Annotated in this window: 20 protein-coding genes and 3 pseudogenes; 12 read left to right on the top strand and 11 right to left on the bottom strand. The window is 61.2% G+C overall.

The annotated features are described in order from the left end of the window. Position 1 precedes the first annotated feature (1 nt). The 5 genes from pnuC to AC1MCD_RS03345 all read right to left on the bottom strand — a co-directional run bounded on the left by pnuC (position 2) and on the right by AC1MCD_RS03345 (position 4,086). Positions 2-670: a nicotinamide riboside transporter PnuC gene (gene pnuC / locus AC1MCD_RS03365; protein WP_498675849.1), complete on the bottom strand. Its 669-nt coding sequence runs from the start codon at positions 668-670 to the stop codon at positions 2-4. 366 nt (positions 671-1,036) lie between these two features. Continuing rightward, positions 1,037-1,810: a DUF6994 family protein gene (locus AC1MCD_RS03360; protein ID WP_498675847.1), complete on the bottom strand. Its 774-nt coding sequence runs from the start codon at positions 1,808-1,810 to the stop codon at positions 1,037-1,039. A 338-nt stretch (positions 1,811-2,148) separates the two neighbouring features. Continuing rightward, the gene (locus AC1MCD_RS03355; protein WP_498675845.1) at positions 2,149-2,400 is read right to left on the bottom strand and encodes a hypothetical protein; all 252 of its coding nucleotides are present in this window, start codon (positions 2,398-2,400) and stop codon (positions 2,149-2,151) included. A gap of 705 nt (positions 2,401-3,105) precedes the next feature. Next, positions 3,106-3,558: a hypothetical protein gene (locus tag AC1MCD_RS03350; protein WP_498675843.1), complete on the bottom strand. Its 453-nt coding sequence runs from the start codon at positions 3,556-3,558 to the stop codon at positions 3,106-3,108. A gap of 81 nt (positions 3,559-3,639) precedes the next feature. Next, positions 3,640-4,086 carry an SHOCT domain-containing protein gene (locus AC1MCD_RS03345; protein WP_498675842.1) on the bottom strand — a complete coding sequence of 149 codons (447 nt, stop codon included), beginning with the start codon at positions 4,084-4,086 and terminating at the stop codon, positions 3,640-3,642. A gap of 202 nt (positions 4,087-4,288) precedes the next feature. Between AC1MCD_RS03345 and AC1MCD_RS03340 the strand changes: the two genes are divergently transcribed. From AC1MCD_RS03340 to AC1MCD_RS03310, 7 genes are all read left to right on the top strand, one after another. Beyond that, positions 4,289-5,224, top strand: a complete 936-nt coding sequence (locus AC1MCD_RS03340) for a hypothetical protein (protein WP_498675840.1) — start codon at positions 4,289-4,291, stop codon at positions 5,222-5,224. 209 nt (positions 5,225-5,433) lie between these two features. Continuing rightward, positions 5,434-6,426 (top strand): hypothetical protein, encoded by a 993-nt coding sequence (locus AC1MCD_RS03335; RefSeq protein WP_498675838.1) that lies wholly within the window; start codon positions 5,434-5,436, stop codon positions 6,424-6,426. Positions 6,427-6,465: 39 nt separating this feature from the next. Continuing rightward, positions 6,466-7,131 carry a hypothetical protein gene (locus AC1MCD_RS03330; RefSeq protein WP_498675836.1) on the top strand — a complete coding sequence of 222 codons (666 nt, stop codon included), beginning with the start codon at positions 6,466-6,468 and terminating at the stop codon, positions 7,129-7,131. 7 nt (positions 7,132-7,138) lie between these two features. Beyond that, positions 7,139-7,582, top strand: a complete 444-nt coding sequence (locus AC1MCD_RS03325; protein ID WP_498675834.1) for a hypothetical protein — start codon at positions 7,139-7,141, stop codon at positions 7,580-7,582. A gap of 56 nt (positions 7,583-7,638) precedes the next feature. Beyond that, positions 7,639-7,926 (top strand): hypothetical protein, encoded by a 288-nt coding sequence (locus AC1MCD_RS03320; RefSeq protein ID WP_498675833.1) that lies wholly within the window; start codon positions 7,639-7,641, stop codon positions 7,924-7,926. An 83-nt stretch (positions 7,927-8,009) separates the two neighbouring features. Next, positions 8,010-8,774 carry a hypothetical protein gene (locus AC1MCD_RS03315; RefSeq protein WP_498675831.1) on the top strand — a complete coding sequence of 255 codons (765 nt, stop codon included), beginning with the start codon at positions 8,010-8,012 and terminating at the stop codon, positions 8,772-8,774. Positions 8,775-8,860: 86 nt separating this feature from the next. Further along, positions 8,861-9,034, top strand: coding sequence for a hypothetical protein (locus AC1MCD_RS03310; RefSeq protein ID WP_498678506.1), 174 nt, complete (start codon positions 8,861-8,863; stop codon positions 9,032-9,034). A 56-nt stretch (positions 9,035-9,090) separates the two neighbouring features. On the opposite strand, the pseudogene AC1MCD_RS03305 reads toward AC1MCD_RS03310, so the two are convergent. Next, a pseudogene (locus tag AC1MCD_RS03305) lies at positions 9,091-9,417 on the bottom strand (hypothetical protein); the annotation flags it as partial. 222 nt (positions 9,418-9,639) lie between these two features. Here AC1MCD_RS03305 and AC1MCD_RS03300 point away from each other — a divergent pair. Continuing rightward, the gene (locus tag AC1MCD_RS03300; protein WP_498675829.1) at positions 9,640-10,527 is read left to right on the top strand and encodes an Ltp family lipoprotein; all 888 of its coding nucleotides are present in this window, start codon (positions 9,640-9,642) and stop codon (positions 10,525-10,527) included. Positions 10,528-10,604: 77 nt separating this feature from the next. On the opposite strand, the gene AC1MCD_RS03295 is transcribed toward AC1MCD_RS03300, so the two are convergent. Beyond that, positions 10,605-10,901, bottom strand: a complete 297-nt coding sequence (locus AC1MCD_RS03295) for a hypothetical protein (RefSeq protein ID WP_498675827.1) — start codon at positions 10,899-10,901, stop codon at positions 10,605-10,607. Positions 10,902-11,151: 250 nt separating this feature from the next. Between AC1MCD_RS03295 and AC1MCD_RS03290 the strand changes: the two genes are divergently transcribed. Next, complete coding sequence (locus AC1MCD_RS03290) at positions 11,152-11,568, top strand: hypothetical protein (RefSeq protein ID WP_498675825.1); 417 nt, start codon at positions 11,152-11,154, stop codon at positions 11,566-11,568. 1,341 nt (positions 11,569-12,909) lie between these two features. Here the strand turns inward: AC1MCD_RS03290 and AC1MCD_RS03285 are convergent. The 3 genes and pseudogenes from AC1MCD_RS03285 to AC1MCD_RS03275 all read right to left on the bottom strand — a co-directional run. Further along, positions 12,910-13,811, bottom strand: a pseudogene (locus tag AC1MCD_RS03285) (tyrosine-type recombinase/integrase). 380 nt (positions 13,812-14,191) lie between these two features. Next, entirely contained in the window at positions 14,192-14,401 is a 210-nt protein-coding gene (locus AC1MCD_RS03280) for a helix-turn-helix transcriptional regulator (protein WP_498675824.1), read from the bottom strand. 384 nt (positions 14,402-14,785) lie between these two features. Next, positions 14,786-15,037 (bottom strand): annotated as a pseudogene (locus AC1MCD_RS03275) (tyrosine-type recombinase/integrase); the annotation flags it as partial. Between the two features lie 254 nt (positions 15,038-15,291). On the opposite strand from AC1MCD_RS03275, the gene AC1MCD_RS03270 reads away from it, so the two are divergent. From AC1MCD_RS03270 to AC1MCD_RS03260, 3 genes are all read left to right on the top strand, one after another. Beyond that, positions 15,292-15,468 (top strand): hypothetical protein, encoded by a 177-nt coding sequence (locus AC1MCD_RS03270; RefSeq protein ID WP_498675823.1) that lies wholly within the window; start codon positions 15,292-15,294, stop codon positions 15,466-15,468. A 112-nt stretch (positions 15,469-15,580) separates the two neighbouring features. Then, a complete protein-coding gene (locus AC1MCD_RS03265; protein ID WP_498675821.1) occupies positions 15,581-16,201 on the top strand; it encodes a hypothetical protein in 621 nt (206 codons plus the stop codon). 258 nt (positions 16,202-16,459) lie between these two features. Then, positions 16,460-16,756, top strand: coding sequence for a DUF2510 domain-containing protein (locus tag AC1MCD_RS03260; protein ID WP_498675819.1), 297 nt, complete (start codon positions 16,460-16,462; stop codon positions 16,754-16,756). Positions 16,757-17,199: 443 nt separating this feature from the next. On the opposite strand, the gene AC1MCD_RS03255 is transcribed toward AC1MCD_RS03260, so the two are convergent. Further along, a complete protein-coding gene (locus AC1MCD_RS03255) occupies positions 17,200-17,391 on the bottom strand; it encodes a hypothetical protein (RefSeq protein ID WP_498675817.1) in 192 nt (63 codons plus the stop codon). Positions 17,392-17,510: the final 119 nt, after the last annotated feature.

Here is a 17,510-nt window from a genome sequence, read left to right as displayed (position 1 = left end):
CTCAGGCTCCCGCCGTGACGGTGTCGGGGGTGGCGGACGGGGCTTCCAGCTGGCGGGTGCGCTTCCAGTCGATGAGGCCGTAGATGCACAGGGCGAGGAAGCCGATGTAGAGGATGGCGGTGAGGGCCAGTCCTCGGCTGAAGTACAGCGGGATGGAGACGACGTCGATGAGGATCCAGACGTACCAGTGCTGGAAGATCTTCTTGGCCTGCCCGTAGGTGGCGACCAGGGAGGCGGTCAGGACGAAGGCGTCCGGCCAGGGCACCTGGGAGTCGGTGCCGTGGGTGAGGATCATGGCGACCCCGGCGGTGCCGACGAGGGTGGCGGCAACCCCGAGGATGATCTCTTTGGTGTTGGCGTCCCGAATGGGGAGGTCGTTCCTGCCGTCGGTGGCGGCGTTGCCGCGGACCCAGTTATACCAGCCGTAGACGGCGACGGCGGCGAAGATGACCTGCAGGACGGTTTCGCCGTAGAGGCCGGCGCCGAGGAACAGGATGATGAACGCGAGGTTGTTCAGGATGCCGATGGGCCAGTTCCACAGCTTCTGCCGGGCGACCCCGTAGACACAGGCGGCGCCGGTGACGAAACCGATAACCTCGATCCAGCTGACAGGGCTGCCGAGGAGGTTGGGGATCGCTGCGGAGTTCATCCAGTCGAGCAGGGTAGTCATCGTCAATCCGTTTCGTTGTTGTCACTATGACAATAAAGACACTACCAGCTTTATTATCAGCCTGACAACAACTGTCCAGTACGCCCGAAGATTAACAGTTCCGCGTATAGATTTTCCGCACATTAACAATTGTTAATTTCGACGCGGGAGCAGGCTAGTTTTCCGCCTGCTCGGTTCTTGGAATAGAGCAGACAACTACCACGCTTCGAGGCTTCTCCTGCAACCGAATTGCAGCACTTGCTCAGATGAGATGCCAGCAAGGCGAACTGGCCGATCTCCTCGGGAGACTCCTAGATGCTGTGACACGCGGAGCGCCGTGATTCGCCGCCTGTTCTCGCGTTCTCGGGCAGGGACCGGCGGCGGTGTTTATTGCCGTCGGACCTCAATGTCGCGGTGGTTCTCCTCGACCCAGTCGGCCATCCGGTTGCCCCGCAGCGCTATGAACTTCAGCGAGGCTTCCTGAACCCTGATGTACTCGTCCTTCGTGACCGGGACGCCGAGGCGCGTGAAGACCTTGTCCTCATCCTCGTCGAGGAAGAAAACGATCTTCCCCTCCGGCGTCACGAGATCCTGGAAGTGGAAGAACTCCACGAACTTCTCGAACGTGCAGAAGAGTTCGAAGAAGTCCCCATAGTTAGTGGTGACGTCGGCGAGGGGGCTGCCTGGCTCCTTGGCGTAGTGGCGACGGATGCATTCCAGAGTCAGGTCCATCCGGTCCGCAATCCGTATCCGCATTCCCCTGGCGGTGTTGAGGGTGGGCAGGTGTATTGTCCTGACGGGCCAGATCATGGCGCTGCCGATCGTGTATGGCGGGTCGAAATAGCAGCGCTTCTGCTCCTCACTCAACTCGGCCTTAGCCTCGACCAAGGCCTTGGGCTTCCCCCACCTGGTGTAGGAGTTCGTGATGGCGTCACTGCCGACCGTGAAACACTTGTCGGGCGTCTGCTCGAACATCAGGTAGTTTTTCCGACGCACCTTGGGAACTTCCGAGACCGCCAGTTCGAACAACTGCCCCTCGCTTAGCTCCTTCTTCCAGAGCAGCTGATGGTCAGCCTTGAGCCGCGGACTATGGGAGTCCGGGTCCTTTCCTGGAGGCGTGGTGTCGAGCAGGTAGTTGAAGGCAATGTCGAAGACGCGCATGGAAGGAATTCTATGTGCCCGCCTATTGCGAACCGCGGAACCTGCAGCTGCAACAACCGCGCGGTCGCGCAAGCACTTGGATGATAATCTTCGGCGGCATTGTGACTCCTCCAGTCCAGTCCTGCTCAAAGCTAACAATTCATGTCGAAATTAACGCTCGCCTTGTCTCCTGCGGGTTATCGCGGATGTCCCTCCATGGGGTATACGAATTGTTAAGTAACAGGCAAAAGCAGGCGGCCCCGATTGTAAGGTCCGCCCAAAAAGCCCATAGACACAAGGGCTGATTGCTAATCTTCTGCCGGATTGGACAACAACCATGCTATGTGACCTCCGTCCCGCTACGCGGCGAGCAGCAGCTGCATATTTCCCTTGCCGAGCGGGTTGGCTGCAGGCAGCCCCATGCCGGGGCCCAGTACGAGATATTCGGTTCCGACCCGGGAACTGCCGGCGGTGTGCGGGATGTCGAACTCGACGACCTCTGAGCCCGGGTACAGCAACGGGATCTGCGGGTGGGCGTCATAGGTGAGCAGCCATGGAGCGGTCAGCTTGTTCAACGCATGAGCCAGACGCTCGTGCAGGTCATCATCCATGCCGATGGCGTACAGGTCGTTGCCGACCCCGATGTAGGGTCCACGAAGCAGAAGACCTCATCCTGGATTCCCGAGCTCGGCAGGTCTTCCAGGAAGGCGATGCCGTCGCCGGCGAAAACTTTGAACCGGTCCCCCAGAGCGTGAACAGCGCGGATCCGGTCCGCCAGCGCGGGGGCATTGAAGCGGGCGCCAATGGTGTCCCGTCCCGATTGCGTCCTACCTCCGATGGGCCCGACGTTCGAAATGATCATGCCGGAGCGGGAGCAGCGGTTTTGAATGAAAGCGGCCAAGCCAAGCTCAAACGGATCGACAGTGTCACCGTTCAGCGAAGCCGTGACTTTCTGCCCACTCCTGGAACAGCTCGAGCGTGGGGACAGTCGCTTCGACCCGACGGGCAAGCGCCGGCCCATCCTCCATCACTGTGATCCAGAACGCGGCCAGAGCAGAGCAGGAGATCTGGGCGTTCGCGGAGCAAGAGATCTGGGCTGAATTGCCGTCCTGGACGGCTGGCTTCGCCGGCGCGAGCCCAAGTTATTGGAGGCAGCGGCCAGTGCCCGCCCGTTTGATCCGCTCGAGTCCCCCATGGACCCGATCAGCGGGCATGACCAGGTACCGGTTGCTGCCGCCCAATAGTCTTGGCTTGGACGTGCCAGCCTGCGACGGAGCCCCGGCAAGCGCGTGCTCGCCGGGGCTTCAGGGCTGCTGTCAGTTCTTCTTCAGGTTCACGGTGGTCGTCGTGCCCATCGCGCTGGCCTTGTAGCTGATGGTCCCGTCCTTGTAGGTGAACTCCTTGCTGGCGTCACTGGATGCAAGAAGGGCGGACTTTGTGGCCTCCACGTCCCGCTGTGAGGTCCCGGCGTAAGGCTCGGTCGCGTCCGTCGGAGCCTTGAAAGTACCGACCCAGTACGTGGACGTGGTGTTCCCGCCATCGGTGACCCATTCGACGGTCATCGTGTCGGCGGTGATCGTGGCCTGCTGGTAGGACTTTTCGCTGTTGGGATTGCTTTGCTTCCAGGCTCCGGCAAGGTCAGCGGCCTTCTTTGGCGCTGCTTCGGCGGCCTTGGAATCGGCAGTACCCGCCGGTGCGGTGCTTGCTTCGCCGCAGCCGGTCAGGGCGAGGAGGGCGGCGAGGGCGATGGGTGCAATGAGTTTCTTCATGGTTTCAAGCTTTCGTTGCTGGTAGGTCTAAATGGCTGCAGGGAAACAGGCCACCGAACGTGGCGGCTTGCCCCGGTGGGGTTAGAGCCGGCTGAGCAGCTCGGCGCGCTTGGCAGTGAACTCGTCGTCGCTGAGGAGTCCCTGTTCCTTGAGGCGGGACAGGTCTTCGATCTGGGTGGCCACCGATGGTGCCTGCTGTACGGCAGTGGGTGCTGGGCAGTTGTTGATGATGGACCGGACGATGATCCCTGTCAGGACGAGTACGATGCCCAGCACGATAAAGATCCAGGTCGGTACGGCTGCTGCCGCAATGCTCTCCTTGCAGTCGACGGCCGCGCTGCCGTACCCGTAGCCACCCATGCTGTCGAAGAGTTCCGCGGCCAGGCTGTCGGAGCTGAAGACGCTCCCGCACATCCCGCTTTTCGACGACCCGATGATGATGCCGATGATGGTTAGGATCGGCCCGAGAACGACGAGCCAGATCCATGCCCTGGACTTGGCAGGGCTCTGCGCAGTGGTTGATGTCATGTTTCCCCAATTGAAGATGCGATGGTGTGCGTCGGCATCATATCGGCGAAAGACGACGGGAACCGGACCGCGCCGCACACGTACCGGATATGACCACCACAGCAGCCCGCCAGCCCCGAGGCATTCCCGTCGGCGGCCAGTTCGCCGCCCAGGCCCACTCTGAAGCCGGGTTTACCTCTCCCCCACCCCGGACCGCGCCGAGGTGATCGCCTCGCTGAAGCAGTACGACGCCGACACGCGGGCACAACAGCGCGAGCTGCGGGAAGCCTCGAACCTGATTGACCAGGAACGCGGCAAAGTCGGCGCAGCCCTTGCCGGCATCGAGCTGAAGAAAGCATTCCCGGCCGCCGCCGTGGTGCGGTTCGGCCGGATCCCCTTCCAGGGCACGGGCGTAGCCATCAACCCGGAGGTCCGTGACGGATTCGGAACAGTGCTGTACCCCGAGGCAGGATATTCGAGCATCTCCAGTGCCCCGAAGGAGCAGAGCGGCCCGCTTCAACGCGCGTTATCCCACCTCTCCGACGTTCACGATGACGAGCTCGAAGCCCAAGGCATCAAGGAGGTGCGTCGGCCGCACGGAACGGTGCACGAACTCGACCTCGAAACTGCGCTGGCCCTGGCCGCCGAAAGAACCCCGCCGGCCAGGTCCGGTCCCGCAGCGCACCTCGACCTGTCCACCCTCGCCGCCGGCGAAGCCAAGACACTGGGACCGGCCGAGCACGGCCTGCCGGATGTCGACACCCTCACCATTACCAATCTTGGCCCCGGAAAGAAACTCCAGGACCGCGACGTCATCTCGTTCACCTACACGCTCCCCGCCGCGGCCAACCTGCGCGAACTCTATGACTTCGATGACCGCGACCGCAGCGGAGCGCACTGGGCCGCCCAGCAGGCAGCGGCCGACCTTCTCGGCTACATGGACTTTCCCGAGGACGGGGTCAACGGGTTGCCCGGCGACGGGGTCGGCCTGGACGGGGACGGCAACCTCACCGTCCGCCAGCACGACTTCTTCAAGCCAGGCGAGGCGATCGACCCTGAAGACCTGAGGTCCTGGGCAGATGGCGTCCGGCAGTTCTCCGAGCCGGCAGCCCGCCGCCGCCTCGAAACGACCATCACCGAAAACTACAACGAAGGCTGAGCGTCCGCACCCATAAGGGCATGACCGATAACCTCGCACAGTAGCCCGCGGGCGGACACGTCCAGCCTTCACGACAAAAAGGACCGACAATTAGTAGGAACCAGACACGACAGCCGAAGGGCACCCCCGACGGCGGCCGTTACGCCGGGCACCTTCACGCGGAGCCCACAAACCTGGGTGCCCCTGTCACTGCGCCGAAACGAGGACCCGTGTTCACCGAGGAACAGCTGGCAAGCACTCTGCAAGGCAGAGCTGTCCAGGTCGCCCGGCAGGGGCTGGAGGAACTACGCAAAACGCCAGTCCGCAACATCCTTAGCTTCCGGGCCGCTAGGGAGTTGAGCGCTGCCAAAGAAGCCCTCCGCCATCTGGAAATTGACTATGACTACAAGGTCACGAGGCTCGCTGCCAAGAATGAGAAGTGGCACCAAGAGAATCCAGAAGCCCCTCCATGGACGTACCCAAACGACATCTTCGTCGCCGAACTTTGCAGGCAGCTGAGGGGGTTTCCGGTGAAGGCCGAACTTCTGCCACGGTCGGCAGATCACATGTCTCCAGGCCTGGAGGCCGCAAAGGCATCACTTCACTATTCCCAGCTCAACGAGTCCGATCAGGGAATCCTGAAGCAGTATTTCTTCAAGCACGACTGGCACGACTGCAAGGACCACGCCCAGGAGTGGAGTTCCTATTGGCCCGTGCAGGATGATCTCAACCGCGTTGTCACCCAGATTGCCCCTATGTCTCAGCCGGTGACGGTGTGGCGCGGTGAAAGCTACAGTGCTTCGGAAGGGTTCGACCTTCATGGACGAAGCGGCCGTAGTCTCCAGCGACTTGAGTACCTTATGGGCCTCCAGCCGGGGCAACAGTTCCAATGGGAGAACTGCGCAGCCACATCGTTATCCCTGGACGTCGCCGCCAATAAGTTCAGTGGGTCACAACGCCCCGAAGATTTCAGGTTCATCGGCCGGCAGCATGCCGGACAGAGGGTCTCCCATTCGGTCCTTTATGAACTCGAGACTGACCGAGGAGTGTTCATAGACACTGGCCTAACGAATGCCGATTACTCCAACGAGAATGAAATTCTCCTGCCGCAGGGAATGCAGTTCGAAGTAGTCGGACATACGCAGCTTCGTGCCGAACACGTCAAGGTCAACGACAAGAGCACCGCCTATCACCTGATCAAATTGAAGATGGCCGGCAACTAGCGGGTACCGCTGTGCTGAGCGGGCCGCACACAAAAAGGCATGAGTCCGATTCTTCAGCCCCGTCAGCCCGGAGGCATCCGCACCGGCGGTCAGTTTGCCGGCCGCGCCCACAATGACCCCGACCTCAGTCTGGCCGGCGAAACGGTCCCGCAGCCGGCATCTCTGCCCGACGACCCGTTCCGGGGTCACCACGCCGGTTGCCCGGTGCCGCGACCCGAGGAATGGGTGTTCGGCGAGGACTCAAGCATCGATGCAGCCGTCGGCACCGTCATGGACGGGCCCCTGTCCCGCGGGGTGGTGAACGCCCAGCGCCGGGCGGCCTTCAACGCCTGGCACGACTGGACGATGGCCAAGGCGCAGGCCACGAACGATCCGGCCTACAAGGACTTCGCGGCGGGCCTGCGCACCGGCATCGCCTCGCTGTACGAACGTCGGATGAACCACTACGAACCAGGCATGGACCGCTTCAAACTGGACGGCCCCGCGGTCTACGTCGCGGACCATGCCCTGCAGGTGTCCGGGTCCAAACGTGCCTCCGCAGAAGACCGGGAGCACTGGCGTAAGCTGCTCAAGCATGCCCCGACAGAGGAGTGGCATCGGGGCCACGTTGCCGCCGGGCTTATCCTTTCCGGCGCGGATGGATTTTGGGGCCTCCGCGATAACCCGGATGCAGCTGTGACAGTCCCCATTCACTCCATCGAGTAAGGACATCATGACAACTTCAGACGACGTCTTCGGCAATGACGAGGACTTTCGCGTCGCTCCATCGGCCGACCAGACGTACGAGAACCGGCACGCTCAGATCCACTCAACTCTTGAAGCCATCGACAACGGCACGTTCAGAAGCATGCTGCTTGCTGATTCGGCAATCCAGGGAGCGCTCCGCCAGTTTCCGGAGGCCTTCAGTGGCCACCTCCTGGTGAGCAGGGATGCCAGCGGAACCCTGGCTCCGATCGGCGTCGAGGCTTTCGACAAGCTGGTCAGTGAAGGTGTCCCGGGCTGGGAGAAGCAGGAACTCAGCGGCACCCCGGGCCGCACCATCGAGAAGGACCTGGCGGGCATCCACCCGGACCATACCCAGCTGCTGGATCTGCAGGAATCAGGCAATCAGGGCATCTACCGGATCAAGATCGGGTCACCATTCGGTACGCCCTGAACACATAAGCCCCGTGTGCGGCCGCCATATTCCGTGGGGGCCGCACACACCAGGGCATGCCCATCACTTCAACACGCCAGCCCCCGGGCATCCCCGTCGGCGGCCAGTTTGCCGCCACCTCCCACGCAGAACCGGGCTTCGGCCTGCACGCTACGGCTCCAACAGCATCGGTGCCAGTGCAGGGCGGCCGAGTGGACCTGCACGAGTCCTCGTTCGGATCCCTGCCTGAACGTCCTGCCAGCGCCGGCACCCGATCCCTGAACCAGGACCTGTCCACGGAGACCCTGCTGGAGATCCGCGCGATCATCGACAGGACCCTGGGCAAGCAGGACACACAAGCCTGATTGTCACGCCACCATCAACCGGTGCGGGCCTATATGCTAATCGAGCCGCGGGCAGAGGCCGCAGCAAGACTGTTGGGGGAATCTTGAAAGCACCATTTGCTTCCGCGCTGCTGATCGCAGCTGCACTGCTGACCACGGGATGCGGCGGACCGGGCACACAGACCCCGGCGCAAACGTCCGCGAAGCCGACCACGCTTGCCAGCGACACCGCGAAAAAGGTCTCCCTGGACGACAGCTGTCTGAAACTGTTCGGCCACACCACTCTTGCGCTGGACAGTGCCAAGTTCCTGCGTGACGTGTCCTCCCTGGACGCCGACACGGCCAAGCAGGCGGACTCCTTTGACGCCAAGCTCGGGGAAGTCGCAGCTGCAGCGCAGCCCGAACTGGCCGGGCCGCTCCAGGACATGCGGGTGGTCTTCCAGGACTTCTCCCAGGCGTGGAAAGACTCCGGCAGCTGGGAGCTGGACACTGAATCGTACGGGGCAGCCAAGGCCGCGATTTCCAGCACCTGCACACCCAGGATCGAGGCCCTGGATTCAGGGCCTGCTACGGCGACACCAACCCCTGCTCCGGCCTTGACTGACGAGGAAAAATTCCTGGCCAGCGTCAGAAAAGCGCACCCTGCGATGAAGTCCACGGACGAAGCCAACATGGTCAGCGTTGCGAAAAACTTCTGCACGATTTACGACACCGCCACGGCCAACGGCAAGGCTGACATGGCACCTTCCACCGTGAACGCTCTGATCAACGCCGCAGTCGGGATTCAGTACACACTTCCGGAGCTGCAAACGATCCACAAGACGGGCGTAACGGTCTTCTGCCCCCAGCACATCGACAAGCTCACCTGACGCCTCCCATAACAGCAGAACCTTCGTAAGGGCCACTCGGTCCGCGGGCCGGTCCCTTACTTGTCGTCAGCCGCACACACCACAGTATGAGCACACTTCGGACCCGCCAGCCCAGGGGCACTACGACCGGCGGTCAGTTCGCCGCCGCGGCCCACCACGAATCCGGTATTCAACTTCAGGCCGACACCGGTGACGAAGCGTCCTGGGATGCGTGGCTCGCCGTCACCATGCCCGCCGTGGACCAGGAACTCCTCGACTGATAGTCATCGGAGAGCCCGGTGGGTTCGCCGGACGCGGAGAAAGGTCGGACAGGGGGCGCTCTGGCGATAAGCCCCTGGATGTCAAGAAAATCCGCCAGTGATAGGTCCAGGACGTTACCGTGGACCGGGTTGTACCCGGCCGCCTGGGCGGTCTTCACCGCTGCTGTATCCAGTTCGATGCCCGTGATGCGCCGTGTGTCGATGCCGGCGAGCTCGGCGCCACGGTCCCAGCCGCCGGGCCCGGCGAAAAGGTCAAGGATGTCGGGTTCGATGCCGCGGACATACGGGCTCCTCCTCGGGTTGGTTTTCGCTTCAACCCGAATGTGTGCGGAGGGGCATGGCCCGCTCCCCTGTGTCCGATGCCCCCGCCACTTTCCATGCATTTGAATCCAAATCCGACAATGACGTGTAGCATCCGAACTACGGGCAGCATCGCCCGTGACGCTATTGGGGGAAGCGATCATGCTCATGACTGTCGGCGCGCGCGATGAACCGCCTTCGCGGTCCGCGGACCACGCCCAGTTCCCTCAATGCGCGTTCATCTCCGCACCCACCCCGCACGATCCGCATCGCACGTCGGTCAGGTGTCCTATGGAAGGACTCTCATGAGCCAAACCCCCTACACTGCCCCCTATCCCCCGGTCCCCGGCTACGGGCAGGCACAGCCAGGTAAGTCATTCCTAGTGACGTGGCTGCTCGCCCTCCTCCTCGGCGTTCTGGGCGTGGACCGGTTCTACCTGGGCAAAATCGGAACCGGCATCCTGAAGCTGGTCACCCTCGGCGGCCTGGGCATCTGGGCCCTCGTCGACATCATCCTCCTGCTGCTCAACAAGACCCGCGACAAGCAGGGACTCCCGCTGGAAGGCTACGACCGGCATAAGAAGGTCGCCCTGATCGTCACCGTCGCCTTCTTCATCCTGGGCATGATCGTCAACCCGGCCCGCGGCCTGACCGGCAGCACCTCAGCCTCAAGCGTCTCCACCGCGAAAGACTCCGCGACCGCACCCACGACCACTGCCACCCCAACCCCCACCAAGGATCCCGCCGTCGCGGCCGCCGAAGCAAAGGCCAAGGCCGACGCCGATGCCGCCAAACAGGCGAAGGCTGAAGCAGACGCTGCCGCCAAGGCCAAAGCTGACGCGGACGCTAAAGCAAAGGCTGATGCAGACGCGGCCGCGAAGGCTGCCGCCGAGGCCGCAAAGGGAACGATCAGCCAGCAGAGCGCCCAGCGGAAAGCCGGTGACTACCTCAAGTTCAGCGCCTTCTCCCGGACCGGACTGATCGACCAACTGGTCTTCGAAAAGTTCTCCGTCGAGGACTCCACCTGGGCCGTGGACCACATGACGGTGGACTACAACGAGCAGGCCGCCAAGAAGGCCAAGGACTACCTGAAGTTCACCTCGTTCTCACGTCCCGGGCTGGTCGACCAGCTGATGTTCGAAGGCTACACACCGGAGCAGGCCGAGTACGGAGCAAGCACGACCGGCCTCTAGTCACCAAAGCCCGCCCCGGCACGGCAAAAGACCCCCTGGACAGCCTCCAGGGGGTCTTTTTGTGCGTCACCGATCGGCTAAGCCCGCAGCGGCTCCGCGCAGGACTTGCACTCCCGGCGGCCGCCGACGGTGGCCGCATCGATCACGAGCAGCCCGTCCGGGTTGTCGTCCCACACGGTTCCGACGGCGATGCACCAAGCAGGGTGGAACACGGCCCCGGTCTTGGTTACGTACACCTGGCCCGCACCAACCTTCGGTGATCCATCAGAGTGGCGGGAGGCAGGATCGACAGGGCTGAGCGGCCCGAGCTCCCTGACCTTGTCGTAGGCCTTGGCGACGGCCTTCCAAGGGCGCTTCTTGCGGGTCTGTGGCATGAGGAGATCGTACCGGTGGTCAGTCCTTGCCGCCGTCGATGATGTGGAATGCCGGCGCCATTTTCGGCCACGCATGGAGGGCGTCGGCCCACTGGAAGCCCAGCACGTCGCCTGGCTCTTCGAAAGAAGAGCCCTCCTCCGTTCAGTTTCCGGATCCGGGCGCTATACGACGGGTAGATTCGTGTTTTAGCAGCCGAAGAGGAAGCCGGACAACCGCCGGGCCGACGGCACCATCATCCGCGACGGTGGCATGCGCATCGCATACGAATCTACCGCGACCCCGTCCCGGTCCTTCGAGAACAAGGTCCGCCGCTGGGCGCAGCTCATCAGCGAACGCCCGCTGGAAACCTCCGGCCTGACCGTGCTGTTCATTGCCGCACTGCACCCCGACCGGCCCAAGGACAAGTCTGAGGACCCGCGGCACGAAATGAAGCACAACATCCCGGACTTGTTCCGCTCTCGTCGCTCGGCATTGAAGTGGCCCGCGCTCTTCGCCGCGTTTGGTCTTACATGTTCCACAGCATCGAGCGTGCTGCTACTCCCACGGCTTGGGTGTGCTCCCTTTGCTGCATGGATTCAGTTAGCCCTACGGTTCGTTCCCACTGATCTTCGCCGCCATGATGAGGGACGGGGTCCAAACAATCTTCAGCTTGTTGGCCAACTGTAAGGCTTGATGTTCGGGATGACGGTCCCCTTAGGCTGTGGCTTCAAATGGTCAGAGCCTACCGCTAACGACTCCTTCCACGGTGAAGGTAGACGTGGACGCGGTAGGCAAGATGTTCGGTGAGCTCCTGGCGCCGGTAGTGACGTCGCCTATTAGGACCTGGAGCCAGAACCCGAGTACCTGCCGGAGCCGGCACGGACTACATAGACCTCGTGGATCACAGACGCGGCTCTACTTCGGAGACCTGCACGTCAAATGGCTGGCAACCCAAGAGGTCTGCCGGACTTCTCAAAGCTGACCGTGAAAAGCTCATCACCGGCCGCTTGGCCACTCTTGGCTGTGTGATCACCGTGTCAGCACTTAACTCCGGTGATCACTGGTGATGGCCGGTGACAGGTGTGGCGCCGAACCGCCTAGATTCCCCGGAATCGAGGCACAGGAGGTTCATCCAGTCCCTAGGGGTGATGGTGGTCAAATCACCTCAAGTCAGCTCTCAGGTTACGGCGACCGGATCACTAGAGGATGACCTTGATGGAATCTTTAGGGCCACAACTTAAGATTCTGGAGCATGACGAACACGGGGGACAAAAGCCGCCAATTTGGGCCGAACGATAATTTGTATGGGGAGATTAAGGACGACGTTGAAAAGCTTGAGCGCCAACTATTGTTCGTGCTGAAGCTTTGGGGAGACAGGGATGAGAACTACGAACGAATCGCAGGCGCCGTCCGAGTCGGGGCGGGAAAAGTCCGAACTAAAGCCCAGGGCCTTAGGGATTCTCGAGACCGGCAGGACATGCTGCGGAAGATCGAACGCATGATCTCGGATATTTCGCACCTCAACCGATACCCGCCATATGTCCAAGGCTCCGGAGGACAGCGTCCAGCACCTCCCCGAGGCCGAATCAGCTCGATAAAACCCGGTGGGCTGCCGGGGTTTGGGAAGCGGCGATAATCCGAGCGCAGGCTATCGCACACCGACCCAAAGAATCGCCGGATGCTCTCGGAGACCCTCAAAGCCATGCTTGAAAATGCCGCCACTCGGGCCGCCGTCGTCGCCTCTACACGAAGGTGTCCAAGAGATCCTCTATGTGATCAAGACCCCGTACCCCGTGCCCAGATCCTTCCTCACCCCTCGTCGTTTCGTCGGCTGCGAAGTCTTTGGCGCTGAGGCGGTGCTGTTTCCCTAGGACCTCACGAAATGCACACACCACGAGATACAGGTGGGTACCGAATTGGTAATGGCTTCTGAAGAAGCCTAGCGGCGTGAAGCGGATTCAGGATTGCGCACCTCGCATCATGGAGGACAGGTGCGAAGTGCCGGGACCGCGTGTCAGCGCTGGCGGCCTAATCCTCGGTAAGCCGAGTCATGTCGATGCCAGATGAATAGTCCGGCACGAGGTCTGGCAGGTGGACGTAATGTTTTCGTGTTGTCTCAGGCGATGAATGGCCCAGTTGTTTCTGCGCCGCCTCATAGTTGAAGGTCTCCGCAACTGCACTCCCGACTGTGGACCGAAACGTGTGCGGCGTGATCTTTTCGCTGAGGCGAGCTGCTTTCATCGCCTTTTAAGGTCCGTACGGAAGTTGCTCAGCCGCATGAACGTGCCGTTCCTTGTTGTAAAAACCGCGTTCGTCCGTGTTGCTCCTTTATTCGTATGGCGCCTGTGGAACATTTCCAGCAGGAAAGGATTCATTAGCTGTAACGTCCTGTGGCTCTTTGCGTTTTTCGGATAGATCTGCCGATAGAAGCCGCCCTTTTCGATGAGGGTGCCACTGACGGTGACCAATACCACGTCACCCCTAATTTCTACGTCATCCCAGCGAATGCCGAGGGCTTCACCGATCCGCATGCCCGTACCTTGAAGAAGGAGGACGACATCGGACAGCCTGCTCGACGGCTTCGGTCCGCCGATTCCGGGCTCCGGCTGACGAGCACGAACCGCGCCGTGAACCGCAGTGAGAGTAGCTGACGGCAGTCTCACCGGCACCCTCTGGGAGTTGGGAACCTTGGACACAAAACGAACCGGGTTGTCGAGTCGGTGTCCCTGTCGTACCGCGTGGTCCATGATCTGGCTAAGGACCTGTCTTGCCATTTCAGCTGTCCGGTACCCCTTACCAGTGTTCTTGTTGTACATGGCGTGGATTGCCTCCTCGAAATGATGGGTCTTTAGCTCGTTAACAGCAAAATGTCCCAAGACAGGAAGCACGTGGATCCGCAGGTTGTCATCATACGAAGTCCATGTCTGCATGCGCATCTGATCAGTCGGAGGTGTGCCGGTTTGCATAGATTCGTCAATTTGTACGGGCGGAGGTTTCTTTACTGCCAGCCACTTTTCCGCCACGTCTGCGAGGTTAGGAGAATGCTCCTCCTGCGCGGCGGCGTCCCTTTTCAGCTGTTCCTCCTGCGCCTGGGCCGCATCCTTTTTCAGCTGTTCCCACCGCTCCCGGGCGTCTGCGACAGCAAGCCGCATGGCCCGTTGCAGGGCAGTTTTTGTCCTGCCTGACCGCTTGACCGGGTGTCGTATTCCCGCACCATCGTTGTAGTTGCTTCGGCCTATCCATTTGCCGTCCTAGGTTTGCTTGGGGACGTACTCAAATAGTTGCCACGCTGGTGTCTTTGCGCGAGCCATCAGGCGACCTTGTTGGCCTGGTGCTGCATCCAGTTGTCTATGTCGTCTCTGCGGTACAAAACGCGACCACGGCCTAAGCGGACGTATTCCGGGCCGCAGTCCAAGCTAGCCCAGTTCGCGAGCGTTGCGGGGCTGAGGCGCATATGGTGGGCGGCTTCCTTGCGCGTAAGCCAGATGGTCTTCTCGGTGTCTTCAATACGATGGGTCACGCTGATCTCTATGCAAGGTTCGCCGTGGCGGCGGTCAGCGCGGGACATGTCGGCCCACGGGCACACTTTGGGGCACACTTTGAAAAGTGATCCGCAGGAGCGCGCGTGAATGCTTTGCCTAGAAGAATCAGCTAGATGACGGGCTTTAGGGCATATACGGGAGTACGCAGGAACGTGCGGGATACCTTCACTCGTAATGAAAAGGTCATCAGTTCGATTCTGATAGGAAGCTCGGGACAAACCCCCTAGAAACCACGGTTTTTAGGGGGTTTTTCGCTGGTTAACGGTCAATGCCTGAGCACATCGTGATCACATATATTTTCGCCGGGCGATGTCGAGGCGATCCGCGACGTTATCCAGATCGTCCTCGACTAGATCCGCCTACGTGTTCAGAGTCATCGCAGCGTCCTTGTGACCTAGCATCCGCTGGATTGCCTTCACGTTCGCGCCGGCAGAAACAGCGAGCGACGCGGCAGTGTGCCTGAGGTCGTGCGGAGTCACGACGAGTGCTGATGGGTCCGTAGCGCGCATGACCTTGAGTGCTGGATTGAAGACACGCTTCCGGAAGTTATTGCCGCGCAACACTCCCCCATCAGGCGCGGTGAACACGAGGTCCTCCCGCCCCTTGCTTTCGCACCTCGCATCGCCCATGATATTCAGGCACCCGCCCACGAAGTTGCCGACGCTATCGCCGAACTTGAGGCCGAGGCCAACGGCCCCCGCAAGGCGACACCCCCAAAGAAGGCACCTGCGAAGGTTGCCGCCAAGAAGGCCCCGGCACCGACGTCACCCACCGACTGCACCCACGTAAAGTCAGGTGCAGAAGGCAAAAGGGCCCGCGCTGCATGCCGCCGGGAACGCGCTGCCGAAGCCGCAAAGGCTGCGAAGGTATGACCCGCGACCAAATGATCTCCGCAGGCGACTTCGTCCACGCATCATTCGGTCCCGAAGCCGATCTCGACATCGACGACGATGGCTCCGCGTTCATCACCACACCGCACGCGACCCTTGCAGGCTTCTTCGCCTTCGACCACGAATGCGTCTCGCGCCTGACCCTCGTCCCGTAACATCAACCCACACCCCGGCAACGGGGGTTAGTGGTGGCTGCACTGATTCAATGGTGTCCCTCCGCTGGGCTACGATCATTGATGTCTCAAGTATTCGGATCCTGGGGGAAAATTGAAAAGTCCATTCATTATCTTTGGCGCTGCCGCTCTTGCACTCACGTCATGTTCTGCTGCACCGCCACAATCAGCGCCGGATGTCCCAGTCGCCCCGGCTGCTGTACCGTCTGCAACACCGACACCCACGCCGAAACCGAGCCGCAACGAAAATGCCCGTGGCGAGCTGGTTAAAGCACTAGGCGAGACGGCGTCGTTGTTGACAGACAAGAACTCCGAAGTTCCCACTTTGACTTTCAAGATCACATCAATCCAGCCGGTTACGTGCGATGCACCCTACGCGACTCCTCCGGCGGGCACCATTATCGGCGTCAACCTTGAAATTGCCGCCACGAGCACTTTCTCGGGCCCACTGATCGTCAATGGTGAAGAAGGCCTTATCAGCTTCGATCCGTATTACTGGAAAGGCTATGCGGCTAACGGAACGCGTATGAACACCGTTGACTCTAGTGCCACACGCAACTGCCTCGCTGATAAGTCCAAGGTACTGCCGAGTGAGATAGGCAAAGGCGAACAGCTGAATGGCCTCGTTCTCCTCGACGTAACCTCCCCTTCTGGCGAGGTCGCTTTCAAACCGTCGAGTGGCGGCGGCTGGGTGTGGAAATACCCGTCGACGTGATCACGCGCTGACAGCAGCCTGTCGATGAGACGTCCGCAAGGCTCTCCCTGACGATCCAACGAGCGCGCTGTGCGTGATCGTGTCACCTGCCTAGTCCGCCCGCCTACACGCTCACTGATGACCGATTGCATGGGAATTAAGACGTGGTGGTTCATCCGTTACTGTCGGGGCCCCATATGATCACTTCAAACACTACTTCTGGGGGTATATGTGGCTCGTCAAAAAGTCCTTACAGGCTGTCGTGACTGCGTGAAGTGTATGGGATCAGGCATAGGTGTCGGTGCGCGGAACGTTGGACGCGGGTCCGTTGCCCTGATGACAGGTGGCATGTCTGAACTTGGGCTAGCTTTCATGCCTAAATGTCGGGCATGCGGCCATCAACGCTCACTCCACCGTGCTGAATCAGCCGGCCCAGCCCCCACAGTCCAGCAGGCTCCCGCAAGACAAGCCCCCGCACAGCCAGTAGGGCCACCTCCGGGGTTCTATAAGGACCCGCAGAACCCCTCTGCTTCCCGCTGGTGGGACGGCCACCAATGGACCGACATTTACCAGTAGTCGAGCCGCCGCACCGTTGACATCAGGCTGATATCGAATTGCGGGCGCTGGTTCCGGCTTAGTGCCATGCCGAGCTGCCGCGAACGTGGCTGCCGCGCTGCCCATAACCTGCCCGCTGCCCCGCCCTGCCGTGCCCGTCATTGCATCGACGCGTGATCATGCATGACGCGTGAACGATCGTCTGTCGCCGTATCCGCCGCCTCTGCCGCATGCTGTTGATCGCCGCCTGTGACACGACGCCATGGGGTCGACACCCCTCCCCTGGGCAGCTAATTCCTCCCGGTGCGTTCGGGCGCTCGTTTTATCTACGGGTCTGGGGAAATCAAAAATAGTACGTAAAGAGCCCTCCGTAGAGCTTCTTAGAGCCGCGTGGACTAGTCAGTCGTGGGGTCGAAAGCGAAAGTGGCCCCGGCAAGATAGCAGGGGCCACTCTCAAATGCTTACTACTTCTTGCCTGAGCCGTTCATACTCGGGTCAACGAACACGTAGCCCTGGCCGGGCTTGCTCGTCGGGGGCAGAGGACGCCCGGCAATTGAAGTGATCTCGTGGCCGGTAGAGCCGCCGCGTGGGCCGACCTGCTCGTACTGGCCCGAACCGGGTGCAGATTGTCCGGGCTTGTAAATGTTCTCCGACATGGCGGATTCCTTTTCCGCAAGCGGCGGCAGGCGAAACACCGGCTGACACGCCGGACATTTAGTCCGACCGCCTGCGCGATGTAGGCTCAGGTGATCTGCCAAGATACCTAGGGCCCCAG

The organism is Arthrobacter sp. BF1 (assembly GCF_056680215.1).
This window is presented reverse-complemented; position numbering and strand designations above follow the sequence as displayed.